A 13,838-nucleotide genomic window follows, 5' to 3' on the forward strand; every position below is an offset into this window, starting at 1 on the left:
CTGCCTGTCACGCCAGCCACGCCTTGATCGCCGGGCGAGCGAGAACGGCGCGCATGCGATCTTCAGCGTCGGTAACACCAGGCGCCATCGGCGCGCGGGTCGGGCCGCAATCGACACCGATAACCCGGAAGGCCGCTTTCATGCCCGGCAGCACGCCGGTTTCCAGCAGCGCTTCGACAAAGTCCTGCGACACCATCTGCAATTCTTTCGCCCGAGCCAGGTCGCCGGCACGGACCGCCTGGTCGATCGCGACATAGAGCCGGCCGAGCAGATTGTAGGTTGTGCCGATGCCGCCTTCGGTGCCGAGCATGCCGGCGGCGGCGTAGATCTCATCGAAGCCGTAGAAGAACAGTTTTTGCGGCCGCCGCTTGCGCAGCAGCGAGTATTTGAACAGGTCGGTGGAGGTGTATTTGATGCCGACGACATTGCCGAGATCGAGCAGCCTGATGAGCAAAGGAAGCGGCAAGGGACGGCCGGTGCGCAACGGAATTTCGTAGACGATTAGCGGCAGGTCGGTCGCCGCCGCCAGCGCCTGATAGTATCCGAAAACCTCCTCGTCGGAGAACGGATAGGAATGCGGCGGCAGCGCCGACAGTGCGTGATAGCCAAGCTTTTTCGCGTGCCGCGCGAGGCGGATGGAATCGCGCAAGTTCGGCATACCGACATGGGCGATCAGATTGACGCCTGCTCTTGCGGCGCCGGTGACGACCACCTCCTGCTGGGCCAGCAATTCGTCCACCGTCAGCAGGCCGGATTCGCCGCTGCTGCCGCCGACATAGAGGCCGGTCAGGCCCTGGCGCAGCACGTAATCGTTGATGTTGCGCTGACGCTCGGGGTCGAACTCGCCGGCATCGTTGAGGCCGGTCATCAAGGCGGCGTACATGCCCGCCAATTCTCTGGTCATTGCTTAAGTCCTCGGTGCTGTCAGGAGTGTCTCGGGGAAATCGGCGCCTGAACCACTGATTCCGGTTCCGGCGCTATGGCATTGTTTCGGCATGATCTTTTGTGGAAGCCGGCTTGGTTCTAAAACCATTGGCTAGGCCTCACCGGCGTGGTGACAGGCAACGAGGTGCCGGCCCGAAGCGATCGACCCGAAATCGCCCGGTTGCGGATCCACCTTGCTGCAAATGTCGGTTGCCTTCGGGCAGCGCGGATGGAAATGGCAGCCGGACGGCGGCTTCGACGGGTCGGGCACGCTGCCGCCAAGCACGATGCGTCGGCGCGTACCGCCGGCCTTCGGGTCGGGCACGGGAATGGCCGACAGCAGCGCGCGCGTATAGGGATGCAGCGGGCTGCCGAAGACGGCGGCCGTGGTGCCGATCTCGACGATGCGGCCGAGATACATCACCGCGACGCGGTCGCTGAGATAGCGGATCATCGACAGATCGTGGCCGACAAACAGATAGGTCAGCCCAAGCCGTGCCTTGAGGTCATCAAGCAGGTTGACGATCTGCGCCTGGATGGAGACGTCGAGCGCCGAGATCGGCTCGTCGGCAATGATGAATTTCGGATTGGTGGCAATCGCGCGGGCAATGCCCACGCGCTGGCGCTGGCCACCGGAAAGCTCGAACGGGTAGCGGTTGCGCAGCGCTTCCCTCAAACCGACCAGCGCCAGCAACTCGCTGACCCTGATATCGCGCGTGGCGCGGGTGCCGATCTTCTGCGCGCGCAGGCCTTCGCCGATAATGCGGCCGACGGTCATGCGCGGATTGAGCGAGCCGAACGGGTTCTGGAACACCATCTGCATGTCGCGGCGGCGCTGCTTCAGCTCTTCGTCCGTCGCACCCGCATAGTCCTTGCCCTCGAAGACGATGCGGCCGGCGCTCGGGCGCTCGAGACCGAGCACGGCACGGCCGGTCGTCGACTTGCCGCAGCCGCTTTCGCCGACCAGCGCCAGCGTCTCACCGCGCAACACCTCGAAGCTGACGCCGTCGACGGCATGCACCGCACCGACCTGCCGCCGCAGCACGCCGCGCCGGATCGGGAAATGCACTTTGAGATCGGTGACGGTGAGCAGCGCCTCCTGCCCGGTCGCACCAGGCGGCTTCGTTGCCGATGCCGCGGCCGGCGAGCGTGGCAGATGGTCGACCTCCCGCCAGCGCCAGCAAGCGGTGGTGTGGCCGCCGCCAACCGCTTCCAGCAGCGGCTTCGCCTCACGGCAGCGCGCCTCGGCATAATCGCAGCGCGGCGCGAAGGCGCAGAAGGTCGGCGGCAGCGTCACATTGGGCGGCGCGCCCTTGATCGGCACCAGCCTGGTGTTGTCGGCCGTCAGCGACGGGATCGAGTTCAACAGGCCGATCGTGTAGGGATGCGTCGTTGCCGAAAACAGCGCATCGACCGGCGCGCTTTCGACGATCGAGCCGGCATACATCACCGCGACACGATCAACGAAGCCGGCAACCAGGCTGAGGTCATGGCTGATCCAGATGATCGCCATGCCAAGCTGCTTCTGCAGGCGGCCGACCAATTCGACGATCTGCGCCTGGATAGTAACGTCGAGCGCCGTCGTCGGCTCGTCGGCGATCAGGATCGACGGCTTGCAGACCAGCGCCATGGCGATGCCGATGCGCTGCAACTGGCCGCCCGAGAATTGGTGCGGAAAGGCGCGCATGCGCTGCGGCCCGTTGGCGATGCCGACCAATTCCAGCATGTCGAGCGCCTGGCGTTCGGCCTCGGCTTCGCTCAAGCCCTGGTGCTCTCGCAGCGCCTCGGTCAGTTGCAGGCCGATGGTCAGTACCGGGTTCAGCGACGACATCGGGTCCTGGAAGATCATGGCGATGTCGCGGCCGCGGATCTGGCGCAGTTCACTGTCGGGCATGGCGAGGAGATCGCGGCCACGAAACAGTGCACGGCCCGACGTCACCCGGCCCGGCGGCTTGCGGATCAGTCCCATCAGCGTCTGCACGGTGACCGATTTTCCTGAACCGCTCTCACCGACAATGGCCAGCGACTCGCCTTCGGCGAGATCGAAGGAGACATCGTTGACGGCATAGACGGCGCTGCCTTGCGGACCGAACTGAACGCTCAGCCCTTGCACGGAAAGCACCGGGGTCTGCCCCGGCAGTTCGGCAGGTTGACCATGAGCGAGCGTGTCCGGCCGCATCATTTGCCGCCCATAATGTGCTGCGGGTCGAGCGCATCACGCAAGCCGTCGCCGACGAAGTTGATGCTGAGCACGGCCATGGCGATCATGGCGCCGGGCGGAATCCACATCCAGGGCTGGCTCTCCAGGATCGACAGCGTGCGCGCGTCGCGCAGCATGTTGCCCCAGCTTGCCGCCGGCGCCTGCGCGCCGAGGCCGAGGAAGGACAGAGACGCCTCGAGCAGAATGACGGTCGCCACGTCGAGCGTGATCGCCACCAGGATAGGGCTCAGCACATTGGGCAGGATGTGTTCAAGGATGATGACCGATGGCGAGGTGCCGAGCGAACGCGCGGCAAGGATGAATTCCTGGTTGCGTAAGGCAAGGATTTCGCCACGCGTCAGCCGCGCGATGGACGGCCAGCTGAGCAGCCCGATCACCACCATGGTGTTGAAGATGCTGGGGCCGACCACGGCGACGAAAGCGATGATGATGACCAGGCGCGGAAAGGTCAGCACCATGTCGATCAGGCCCATCAACAGGAGGTCGACCTTGCCGCCGAAATAGCCGGCAACGCAGCCGATGAAGATGCCGATCGCCGCCGAGATCGCCACCGCCACGAAGCCGACGGTCAGCGAGATGCGACCGCCATAGAGGATGCGGGCAAAGATATCGCGGCCGGTGCCGTCGGTGCCGAGCCAATGCACGCCGCCAGGCGGCTGGTTGCGGCCCCTGAGGTCGATGTCATTCGGGCCGTACTGCGCAATCAGCGGCGCCAGCACGCAGGCGAGCACGATGATGGCGAGCATGATCAGGCCGAGCGTCGCCAGCCGGTGCTGCAAGAAGCGGCGCGCCGCCTCACCCCACAGGCCGCGCGAGGCGCCGGCGGCAATCGTCATGTCGGCGGCGGTGGCGTCAGTCATAGCTCACCCTGGGGTCGAGCACGCTGTAGGCAAGGTCGGTCGCAAGATTGGCCAGCATGACGATGATGGCGGTGATCAGCACGTAGCCCATAATGACGGGGCTATCCCGATTCACCACGGAATCGATGAACATCAGGCCGATGCCCGGCCATTGGAAGATGGTCTCGATCACCACCGAGCCGCCGAACAGGGTCGGCAGTGCGAGGCCGAAGACGGTGACCAACGGGATCAGCGCATTACGCAGGCCATGGCGCAGCGTGATCGTGCTCGGGCGCAGGCCCTTGGCCTTGGCGGTGCGCATATAGCTCTGGTTCAGCACTTCGAGCATGCCGGCGCGGGCATAGCGCATGAAGATGGCGGCGCGGAACAACGCGAGCGCCGCCGCCGGCAGGATCAGATGCTTGAGATTGTCGAGCAGCGAAAAACTGTCGCCGGCGGTCGAGATGCCCGACGACGGCAGCCAGCGCAGCTCCAGCGCAAAGACATAGACCAGCAGCAGGCCCATGAAGAAATCCGGGATCGAGACGCCGACAAAACCGGAGAGTGTCAGCGAATAGTCGGTGAACTTGTATTGCCGCAGTGCCGAGATCACGCCGAGCGTGGTGCCGATGATGAAGGCAGCAAGCAGCGCCACGCCCATCAGCTCCAGCGTCATCGGCAGCCGCTCGGCAATGATGTCGCCGACACTGCGGCCATTGACGAAGGAGCGGCCGAGATTGCCGTGCAGGATCTGGCCGATCCAGTTGAGATACTGGATGTAGACCGGCTGGTCGAGGCCGAGCTCGCCGCGCCGCATGGCGATCAGCTCTTCGCTCGACGGCGCCTCCGCCGTGATCATCGCCAGCACGGCGTCGCCCGGCATGGCATGGGCGATGGAAAAGACGATCACGGTAACGCCGAACAGCACCGGAATGCTGAACAGCAGTTTTCGCAGGAGATAGCTGAGCACCGGCCTCTCCTATAGCTGAAGGCGGCTCTGAGACATCGGATCGTGAGGCTCCAGCGGAGCCCCACGACCGGCGAGGGTATCGGCAGTGGCTATTTCGCCACTTCCCACTTCTCGACTTCGTTGTAGACCGGGTGATTGAAGATCACGAGCGGCTGTTCCTTGAAGTGCTGGGCCAGGCCGACGATGCGGTTGTTGAAGGCGAGCGGTCGCACCTCGTTCCACAGCCAGGCTTTTGGCAGCTCCTGGTTGAGGATGCGCGAGGCCTCCTGGTAGCTCACGGCGCGCACCGCGCGGTCGTTCGATTCCAGCCCCTTGTTGAAGAGTTCGTCGACCTTGGGATTGCAATAGCCGAAGCCGAGCGGCTTGGCGCCGCAGACGACGAGCGGCGAGCCGAGCGAGGGATCGAGCCCCATGCCGTTGGCGAAGAAACCCATCTGGAAGCTGCCATCGGCATAGACCTGGTTGATCGCCGCCGGATCGAGCAGGCGCGGCTGGATGTTGACGCCGACGGCGGCCAGATAGCTCTGGATGGCGGTGACGGTGTCGACGTTCATCTGGTCGGAATAATAGTAGATGAAATCGACCGGCTGGCTGGCGTCCCAACCAGCGTCGGTCAGCAACTGCTTGGCCTTGTCTGGATTGTAGTCGTAGGGCTCGAGGTCCTTGGCGCGCGCCCAGTCCTGCGGGAACAGCGTGTTCAACAGTTCGCCGGCGCCCTGCTTGACCGTCTCGATGATGGCCTTGCGGTCGATGGCATAGAGCATCGCCTGGCGCACGCGCACATCGGCGAAGCGCTTGTTCTCCAGGTTGAATTGCAGGTAGGTCGGCAGGCCGGCGGAGAATTTCGGCAGCACCGTCAGATAGTCGAGCTTCTGCAGGCGCGGCAGTTCGGAGATCGGCACGCCGCCGCCCTCATAGGACATGGCGTCGACCTCCTGCGTCTCCAGTGCTGCGATGATCGGCGGCACGTCCTTGTAGATCTGGTAGATGATGCGGTCGAGCTTCGGCGCGCCGAGGAAATAATCGGGGTTGCGGTCGACCTCGACATACTGGTCGCTCTCGTATTTCTTCCAGATGAACGGGCCGGTGCCGACGCGGTTGACCCAGAAGGCGTTGCCCTTGATGTCGGCAGGTGCGACCTTGCCGAGAATGTGTTCGGGAAAGATGCTGATGGCGATAAGCTGCAGCTCGACCCAGAGCGGCTTGGCGCTGTCGAGCTCGATCTGGACGGTCATGTCGTCAATCGCCTTGACCCCGGCAAGCGAGGAGGCCGAGCCATCCTGGAAAGCCTTGTATCCGGCGACCGCGCCAAGCTTCTGCGACCAGGGCGAGCCGACCTTGGGGTTGGCGTAGAGGTTGAGGCTGAACACCACGTCCTTGGCGGTGAAGGGCGTGCCGTCATGCCATTTGACGCCGTGGCGCAGGTTGAAGATGTAAGTCTTGCCGCCGTCGGGCGTCTTCCAGGCCTCGGCCAGCATCGGCTGCACGCCGTCGCCCGTCCATTTGATGTGGACGAGACCCTGCAGAACCGTCTCGTCGAGCCTGTGGCCGCACGTGGTGTGCAGCGTGCCCATCTCGATGCAGCCGGTGCGCATGGCCGAGCGGAACGTGCCGCCATCCGCGGCCTTCGCGGCGCCGGCAGCAAACGTCAGCGCCAGCGCCGACAGAAAGCTCATCAACAGTCTTCTCATGGAATTTTCCTCCCGTTGCTTTCGCCGGCCGAAATCGAGGCCATGCCTCTGCTCCAGGCCGATTTCGCGCCAGATCTTCGTCTGTCGCGCGACCGCCGCGCCCATCGGCAAAACGGCGACCTCCATCCCTTCGGTTGCGCAAGATCCTCGCTTGCAGCGACTGGTCTAATAGCTTAAAAGGTAGACCATGCACAATATGCCGGTTCGAAAAAAATTGTCGGATGAAGTTCGCCTCCGCCTGGAGGTGATGATCCGCGACGAGGTCTATCCGGTCGGCGCCTCACTGCCGTCCGAGCGCGACCTGATGTCGATGTTCGATGTCGGCCGCCCGTCGGTGCGCGAGGCGCTGTTTGCGCTGGAGAAGATGGGGCTGGTGCGCATCAACAGCGGCGAGCGGCCAAAGGTGACGCGGCCGACGCCGAAGAACATGCTGGAACAACTGACCGGAACAGCGCATCTTTTGATGGATCAGCCCGACGGCATCGGCCATTTCGAGCAATTGCGGCTGTTTCTCGAGGTCTCGATCGCGCGCCATGCCGCTGAGGTGGCGACCCGCGAACAGATCGACGCGCTGGCCGCCGCACTGGCCGAGAACGAACGCGCAATTGCCCGGGCGCGAGCCTTCGCCGTCACCGACGTCGCGTTTCACCGCGTGCTGACCGTCATCCCCGGCAATCCGATCTTCCTCGCCGCGCACGAGGCGCTGGTCGAATGGCTGATCAATCAGCGCATCCACGTGGCCAATACGGAGATCGAAAACCGCAAGAGTTTCGCCGGCCACCAGGCGGTGTTCGAGGCGATCGAGCGCCATGACCCGGAAGCCGCCGGGCAAGCGATGCGCGCGCATCTGGAAAACGCCAGGCGCAAATTCAATTCAGGTTCGGACAGACCGGACTAGCCAGTTGATACACGGCGAGTGGCTCACGCTACAGCGCTCTGGTCCAACGCTAAAAAACCCGCCGCTCAAAAGCCGGCGGGCTGACATCAAATCATGCAATTCGATCCGGTTGTCGCTAGCCAGGACAGCCTAATTTCGGCCTGCAACGGCCGCAGACGCTCAGGGAGCGGGCTTCGACGAGATTGAAGCGACCACCGATCCGAGCTTGCCTGCCTTGGCCAGGCTCGGCTTTTCATAAGATTTCTTCACAGAATCCCCCTCTGATGACGACATATAGTTCCCCTGCCGGGCCTGTCTTGTCAAATGCGACAGCAGGACATCACAGGCCCCGGCAGCAACGCGTGCCCTTACGCCGGCTCGCGCTTGAGCGCTTGCGCCATGCAGTGGATGCCGCCGCCGGTCTTGGAGATCTCGCTCATGTCGACGGCCGCAACCTCAAAACCGCGCGCCTTGAGCTGGCCGATCAGCGCCTGGCTCGACGTCGGCGCGATGACCCTGTCCTTGCCGAGCGACATGAAGTTGCAGCCGAGCGCCATCGTGTCCTGGAAGGGTACGTCGATGATCTCGTGGCCCTTGCCCTTCAGCCAGTCGACAATGCCGGGCTCGGTGCAGGCAAGGCAGACGGCGGTGAGCTTTTCGGCGATCGGCACCACCATAAGATCGATATGGACATAATATTCGTCGATGAAGGCGATGCGCGTCTCCCAGCCCTCCTTGTCGAACCAGGCCTGCACCTGGCGGGCGCCCTCTTCCTGCGTGCGGGCGCCGCCGCAGCCGATCAGCACCACGCCCTCCTCGATGACGTTGAAGTCGCCGCCTTCGAAAGTGCCCGCAGTGACCATGTCGTAGATCGGGATGCCGAGTTTTTCATAGGTGCGGATGGCGGCATAGTTCTCGCCGCGCCGCCACCAGTTGGCCATGGCGGTGATGAAGGCGCCGTAGGGCGTCATGACGCTGGAATCGCGGGAATAGACCTGCATCGGCAGTTCCGGCGTCGGCTCGTGCCAGTGGATGTTGACGCCGAAATGCTCGTAGGCGGCGACAAGGTCCTTGTGCTGCGCCTGCGCAATCTGGACGTTGCAGGGCGCCTCGCGCAGGTGCTTGCGCGACAGCGAGCTGGTCGAAAGGTGGCGCAGGAAGTTTGGCGAGCCGAGCAGAACGTCAGTCAGCACGTCGGTCTCGTTGGCAAAACCCCATGATGTCAGCGGCTTGGTGCCGCCGGCTGGATTGCGGCGCTGCAGTGAAAACGGCTCGGCGACGATGCGGTCATGGACGGTCATGGGGTTCTCCTCGTGGTGACATCGGTGATGGTCATGCGGTACCGGCGGCCGGAATCCACCAGTCGCGCCCGCGCGCGGTGGTGACATATTCCGGCCAGCGAAAATTGATCGGTGGGTCATAGTCGCAAAGCGGCGCGATCCAGTTCGACCCCCCGACGCCGCCGCCGGTGCGGGTGACGAATTCGTCCATCGCCGCATCGCGCGCGGCCTTGTCCTCGAGCAGGCGAAGCGCCGCAAGTGCAACCGTCTTCGCAGCACAAATGACCATCGGATCGATGGTGGCGGAAATGCCACCCAGCGCATTCATCGCCCAGGATGGGTAGGCATGGCCGTTCGCGGAACGCAGCGCCGGCCGGGCGACATAGAAGCGAGCCGTCGGCGCATGCCAGCTCATGTCGGTATAGTCGTCGGAGGTCGAGTTGATCTGCGACGGCGGCAAATCGCAGCGCAGGATCGCCTCGGCCTCTTGCGGCGCGATTAGCCGCTCCATCTCGTCGATGAACGGGTTTTCGGTCGCCGTGCCGCCGGCCTTGACCTGGACCTCGCGGGCGATCGTCTTCGCCGCCTCATCCCAGTGCGGCGGGCCGACCGTGGACAGCGCCTCATAGGCGATCCCTGCCATTGCGTGGTTGGCGAGACCCGGCCGTGACTTCGACACCCAGTGGCGCTCGTAGCGGCAACCGCTGATGGCGGCGGCGGCGGCCGCATTGCGGTCGAGCACGGCGGTGACCTGCTCGGCCATGGCAATGGTCGGCACGCGGATCATGTACTGAATCTCGGCCAGGCCCGCCGGCAGATTGTCGGCGGTCGCCTGCCCTGCCGTGAGGATCGCCTCGCTGATCGACCAGCCGCCCTGGTGCGGCAGCATGGAATCGCGCAGTGCCTTGGAGGCCATGTACATGGTCATCAGCGCGTCGTTGGCGCCAGGCGCGCGCACCGCCGAATGCGCCTGCGGGATCGGCGCGCCATCGCCGGCGCGCACCCAGTTTTCGGGTTCGTCGCAGACAAAGCGATAGATCATCGCATAGGCCGCGCCGCAATGCGTGTCCCAACGCGCCGTGTTGCACAGCGGCAGCATGTAGAAGGGATGGAAGGAAATCATGCCGGCAAGGCCGTCATAATAGCCTTTGGCCGCATGGATCGGCTTCGAGCCCCGCACCTTCTCGGCCGGCTCGCCCGTGAAGCGCAACGTGCCCTCGATACCGTGGCGCTGCATCGCCGCCTTGGTGGCCAGAAGCCCGCCGAGGCTGGCGACGCCAAGTCCGGAATGCGGATCGGTATGGCCGCCGGCCTCGCTGCCAAGACCCGGGCGCGGACGCTTCACCGTTGCCGCATCCTGGCAGTTGCCGGGCACGGCGTCGTATTCGGCGTACATGCCGATGGTCGGACCCGGACCGTTCGTCCAGTGGGCGCAGAAGGCGGTCGGCATGCCGGCCGAACCTTCCTCGACCGAAAAGCCCTCATGCTTCAGCCGCGCGACATACCAGGCGGCCGACTGGTATTCGCGCCAGGCGGTCTCGCCGAAATCGAAAATGGTGCGCGTCCAAGCCGACAGCGACGGCTGGATGCCATCGAGACAGGCAAGCGCGGTGGCTTGGGCCGAGGTCGTCACCGGTTTCTCCATGCCGCCCAAGAAAGCAGTGAAGCGGCTTTCCAAAAAGTGATATGTTTTCCCGGTTCGTGCAAATTCGGTTCACCTGAGGCTTCTTGCGAATACCCTCCACACAGGCGCTGCGCGCCCTTGATAGCTTTGCCCGCCACGGCAGCGTCTGGCGCGCCGCCGACGAACTGCACCTCACCCGCAGTGCGGTCAGCCATCAATTGCGGCTGCTCGAACGCGATCTCGGCTTCGACCTGCTTGAGCGCATCGGCAAGGGCGTGGCGCTCACACCGCGCGGCCAGCGCTATGCGGCCGATGTGAGGAAGGCGCTGACCGTGCTTGGCGACGCGGTAACGCGGCAGGCCGGCACCGGCGTTGGCGGCTCGTTCGCCGTTTCCTGCACGCCGGGCTTCGCCTCGCTGTTTTTATGCACGCATATCGGCGAGTTCCGGCAGATGTATCCGGATGTGGCGCTGTCGATCCTGAGGCCGAGGCGGCTGGACGATGTCAGCAATCCGGACGCCGACGCCTTCATCGCCTTCGGCGTCGGCAACTGGCCGAACCGGGCGGTCGATTTGCTGTGCGAAATCTCGTTCACGCCGCTCTGCAGTCCGACCTTGCTCAACAAGGTCGGCGGCTTTTCCAAACCGGCCGACGTGCTGCGCGCCAACCTTCTGCACCTCGGCGATACCGAGGACTGGGCGCGCTGGCTGGCGCTGTCCAAGGTGGAAAACCCCGACACCGAAGGCGGCATCTTCTTCTCGGACATGAACCTCGTCTTCTCGGCGGCGATTGCCGGCCAGGGCATTGCTCTGGGCGACGAACTGACCAGCCGCCGGGCACTGAGCGAAGGCCGTCTGGTGCGCCCCTTCGACATCGCGATCCCCTCGCCGCGTTCGTATTTCCTGGTGTCCGAGCATGCCAAGGCGAGCCATCCAGTGCTGGAGGCGTTTGCGGGGTGGTTAAGAGCGAAACTGTCGGAAGTTAGCTAATCTCCCCCTTGAGGGGAGATTAGGCGCCATCCGTGAATCAAATTTGCCGATCAGGCGAAAACTATTCGGTTGCGGTGAACCAGCGCCCTGCCCTACGCTCAGACCACGACCAAGGAAGAGGCAGGATGCAGCAACCCGGCCGGGCCGCAGAGATCAAGGCAATCGGGATCGGCAAGAGCTTCGGCTCGTTCCGTGCACTGGACGATCTGACGCTCAATATCGGCCGCGGCGAGTTTTTGACGCTGCTCGGCCCCTCTGGTTCCGGCAAAACCACCTTCCTTATGATCCTGGCCGGCTTCGTGCAGCCGACCGAGGGCAAGCTTTTCAGCGACGGCGTCGACATCACCGAGCGCCCGGCCGAGCAGCGCGCCGCCGGCATGGTGTTCCAGGGCTATGCGCTGTTTCCGCATATGTCGGTCGAAGCCAACATCGCCTTCCCGCTCAAGGTGCGCAAAAAGTCCGCAGCCGAGATCAAGCGCCGCGTTGCCGAGATGATCGAGCGCGTCGGCCTGAAGGGCCACGAGACCAAGCTGCCGGCGCAGCTTTCCGGTGGCCAGCAGCAGCGTGTCGCGCTGGCCCGCGCTTTGGTATTCGAGCCGGGCGTGCTACTCCTCGACGAGCCGTTCTCGGCGCTGGACAAGAGCCTGCGCGGCCAGATGCAGGCCGAGATGAAGCGGCTGCACCAGGAAACCGGCACCACTTTCGTCTTCGTCACCCACGACCAGAGCGAGGCGCTGGCGCTGTCGTCGCGCGTCGCCATCTTCAACCATGGCAAATTGCTGCAGGTGGGCGCGCCGGACGAAGTCTATGACCGCCCCGCCAACCGTTTCGTCGCCGAGTTTTTGGGCGAGATCAACATGCTGCCGCTAAAGGGTGTGAAGCGCGCCGACAATGGCTCCACCGCCCTCTGCGAAGACCGCGCGATCACGCTGCGCGGCAATGCCGAGGCAGTGAACGGCAACGCCATATTGGCGATCCGGCCCGAGCATATGTCGATCGCGCGCGAAGCAGCCGCCGGCGAGAACGGCATTGCCGCCACGGCCGTCGGCTCGACCTATCTGGGTGCGGCGACCAAGCTAGACCTGACAACGCGCCAAGGCGCCAAGGTTACCGTATCGGTGCCGAACGAGGTTGCGGCCGCGGCGCTGAGCAAAGGCAATTCCGTCTGGCTGACCTGGCCGGCGGAAAAAGGTTTCCTCCTTCCTGACGGAGGATGACGACCAAAGCGGGCTTCCAGCAATGAATCTGGAATTCGCGCCAACTACCGGAATTATCAACAACAAAAAAGGGGAACTGACATGACACACGAAACCAAAAAACAAGCCATGGACGGCCTGTCCGCCAGGGCAGCGCGCGGCGAGATTTCGCGCCGGCAATTCACGCAACTTGCCGCCCTTCTGCTGGCCGGCACGCCGATGCTGCTGCGCTCGACCGGGGCCTTTGCGCAGGCCAAGGAGCTGGTGCTGGTCAACTGGGGTGGCGATGCCCTCACCGCTTATGACGCCGCCTACGGCCAGGCCTTCACCAAGGACACCGGCATTGCCGTCAAGATGGACGGCTCGGGCCCGACCGAAGGCGCGATTGCCGCGCAGTTCAAGAGCGGCGCGCCGACCTGGGATCTCGTCGACGTCGACCCGTTCTCGGCCATCACGCTCGGCGCCCAGGGCGCGCTCGAGCCGATCGACTACGCCATCGTCGACAAGAAGAAGATGCGCGAAGGCTTCGGCTGGGAATACGCGGCGTCGACCTATTTCTTCTCCTATGTCATCGCCTATGACTCCGAGAAATACGGCAAGGACGCGCCGACCGGAATGGCCGATTTCTTCGACGTGAAGAAGTTTCCGGGCAAGCGCTCGCTCTACAAATGGGGCGTGTCGAGCTGGGAAGCCGCCCTGCTTGCCGACGGCATCGCGCCAGCTTCGCTCTATCCGCTCGATTTGAAGCGCGCGCATGACAAGATCGCCGCCTTCAAGGAAAACGTCGTGGCCTATTGGGGCGGCGGCGCCGAGAGCCAGAGCGTGCTGCTCAATGGTGAAGCCTCGATGGCCATCGTCTGGTCGACGCGCGCCTCGCTGATCGAGCAGGACTCCGGCGGCAAGATCAAGTTCATCTGGGACCAGGGCCTGATCTCGCCCGGCGCGCTGGCCGTGCTCAAGGGCAACCCCGGCGGCAAGGACGCGGCGATGAAGTTCATCGCCAGCGCCCAGGATCCGCAAAAGCAGCTGGTGATGTTCGACAAGCTGGGACAGGGTCCGGCCAATCCGGCCACCGACGCGTTGATCCCCGCCGACAAGAAGCGCATCAACCCGGTCGATCCCGAAAACATGAAGAAGCAGATCGCGCTCGACATGGACTGGTACGCCAAGAATTACGGGGCAGCGCTCGACGAATACACCAAGATCATCTCGGCCTGATCAGGCCGG

The 13,838-nt window shown here is 64.1% G+C and carries 11 protein-coding genes; 4 read left to right on the forward strand and 7 right to left on the reverse strand.

The genetic code is table 11. The features are described 5' to 3' along the window. Nucleotides 1-7: 7 nt before the first annotated feature. The 5 genes from AC1D1B_RS07990 to AC1D1B_RS08010 all read right to left on the reverse strand — a co-directional run bounded on the left by AC1D1B_RS07990 (nucleotide 8) and on the right by AC1D1B_RS08010 (nucleotide 6,645). On the reverse strand, nucleotides 8-904 hold the full coding sequence (locus AC1D1B_RS07990) for a dihydrodipicolinate synthase family protein (protein WP_477330953.1): 897 nt from the start codon (nucleotides 902-904) through the stop codon (nucleotides 8-10). Between the two features lie 132 nt (nucleotides 905-1,036). Further along, the gene (locus tag AC1D1B_RS07995) at nucleotides 1,037-3,106 is read right to left on the reverse strand and encodes an ABC transporter ATP-binding protein (protein ID WP_477330955.1); all 2,070 of its coding nucleotides are present in this window, start codon (nucleotides 3,104-3,106) and stop codon (nucleotides 1,037-1,039) included. Then, nucleotides 3,103-4,005 carry an oligopeptide ABC transporter permease gene (gene opp4C, locus AC1D1B_RS08000; RefSeq protein ID WP_477330957.1) on the reverse strand — a complete coding sequence of 301 codons (903 nt, stop codon included), beginning with the start codon at nucleotides 4,003-4,005 and terminating at the stop codon, nucleotides 3,103-3,105. Before opp4C ends, AC1D1B_RS07995 begins: the two co-directional genes overlap by 4 nt. Further along, nucleotides 3,998-4,954: an ABC transporter permease gene (locus tag AC1D1B_RS08005; protein WP_477330959.1), complete on the reverse strand. Its 957-nt coding sequence runs from the start codon at nucleotides 4,952-4,954 to the stop codon at nucleotides 3,998-4,000. The genes opp4C and AC1D1B_RS08005 overlap by 8 nt, the downstream gene beginning before the upstream one ends. A gap of 89 nt (nucleotides 4,955-5,043) precedes the next feature. Then, on the reverse strand, nucleotides 5,044-6,645 hold the full coding sequence (locus AC1D1B_RS08010; RefSeq protein ID WP_477330961.1) for an ABC transporter substrate-binding protein: 1,602 nt from the start codon (nucleotides 6,643-6,645) through the stop codon (nucleotides 5,044-5,046). A 196-nt stretch (nucleotides 6,646-6,841) separates the two neighbouring features. Here AC1D1B_RS08010 and nanR point away from each other — a divergent pair, with 196 nt between their 5' ends. Further along, nucleotides 6,842-7,543 (forward strand): transcriptional regulator NanR, encoded by a 702-nt coding sequence (nanR, locus tag AC1D1B_RS08015; protein ID WP_477330963.1) that lies wholly within the window; start codon nucleotides 6,842-6,844, stop codon nucleotides 7,541-7,543. A 347-nt stretch (nucleotides 7,544-7,890) separates the two neighbouring features. Here nanR and AC1D1B_RS08020 read toward each other — a convergent pair whose 3' ends face one another. Both AC1D1B_RS08020 and AC1D1B_RS08025 read right to left on the reverse strand, forming a co-directional pair. Further along, nucleotides 7,891-8,823 carry a dimethylarginine dimethylaminohydrolase family protein gene (locus AC1D1B_RS08020; protein ID WP_477330965.1) on the reverse strand — a complete coding sequence of 311 codons (933 nt, stop codon included), beginning with the start codon at nucleotides 8,821-8,823 and terminating at the stop codon, nucleotides 7,891-7,893. Nucleotides 8,824-8,854: 31 nt separating this feature from the next. Beyond that, nucleotides 8,855-10,447, reverse strand: a complete 1,593-nt coding sequence (locus AC1D1B_RS08025; protein WP_477330967.1) for a zinc-binding metallopeptidase family protein — start codon at nucleotides 10,445-10,447, stop codon at nucleotides 8,855-8,857. A gap of 83 nt (nucleotides 10,448-10,530) precedes the next feature. On the opposite strand from AC1D1B_RS08025, the gene AC1D1B_RS08030 reads away from it, so the two are divergent. The 3 genes from AC1D1B_RS08030 to AC1D1B_RS08040 all read left to right on the forward strand — a co-directional run bounded on the left by AC1D1B_RS08030 (nucleotide 10,531) and on the right by AC1D1B_RS08040 (nucleotide 13,829). Further along, nucleotides 10,531-11,415, forward strand: a complete 885-nt coding sequence (locus AC1D1B_RS08030) for a LysR substrate-binding domain-containing protein (protein ID WP_477330969.1) — start codon at nucleotides 10,531-10,533, stop codon at nucleotides 11,413-11,415. A gap of 125 nt (nucleotides 11,416-11,540) precedes the next feature. Continuing rightward, on the forward strand, nucleotides 11,541-12,632 hold the full coding sequence (locus AC1D1B_RS08035) for an ABC transporter ATP-binding protein (protein WP_477330971.1): 1,092 nt from the start codon (nucleotides 11,541-11,543) through the stop codon (nucleotides 12,630-12,632). 81 nt (nucleotides 12,633-12,713) lie between these two features. Further along, entirely contained in the window at nucleotides 12,714-13,829 is a 1,116-nt protein-coding gene (locus AC1D1B_RS08040; RefSeq protein ID WP_477330973.1) for an ABC transporter substrate-binding protein, read from the forward strand. Nucleotides 13,830-13,838 lie beyond the last annotated feature (9 nt).

This window comes from Mesorhizobium sp. P2_C5_2 (genome assembly GCF_056404535.1).

Coding starts and splice junctions, on each gene's coding strand:
- nanR (WP_477330963.1), top strand. CDS start 6,842: ATGCCGGTTCGAAAAAAATTGTCGGATGAAGTTCGCCTCCGCCTGGAG.
- AC1D1B_RS07990 (WP_477330953.1), bottom strand. CDS start 904: ATGACCAGAGAATTGGCGGGCATGTACGCCGCCTTGATGACCGGCCTC.
- AC1D1B_RS08035 (WP_477330971.1), top strand. CDS start 11,541: ATGCAGCAACCCGGCCGGGCCGCAGAGATCAAGGCAATCGGGATCGGC.
- AC1D1B_RS08010 (WP_477330961.1), bottom strand. CDS start 6,645: ATGAGAAGACTGTTGATGAGCTTTCTGTCGGCGCTGGCGCTGACGTTT.
- AC1D1B_RS08040 (WP_477330973.1), top strand. CDS start 12,714: ATGACACACGAAACCAAAAAACAAGCCATGGACGGCCTGTCCGCCAGG.
- AC1D1B_RS08020 (WP_477330965.1), bottom strand. CDS start 8,823: ATGACCGTCCATGACCGCATCGTCGCCGAGCCGTTTTCACTGCAGCGC.
- AC1D1B_RS07995 (WP_477330955.1), bottom strand. CDS start 3,106: ATGATGCGGCCGGACACGCTCGCTCATGGTCAACCTGCCGAACTGCCG.
- AC1D1B_RS08025 (WP_477330967.1), bottom strand. CDS start 10,447: ATGGAGAAACCGGTGACGACCTCGGCCCAAGCCACCGCGCTTGCCTGT.
- opp4C (WP_477330957.1), bottom strand. CDS start 4,005: ATGACTGACGCCACCGCCGCCGACATGACGATTGCCGCCGGCGCCTCG.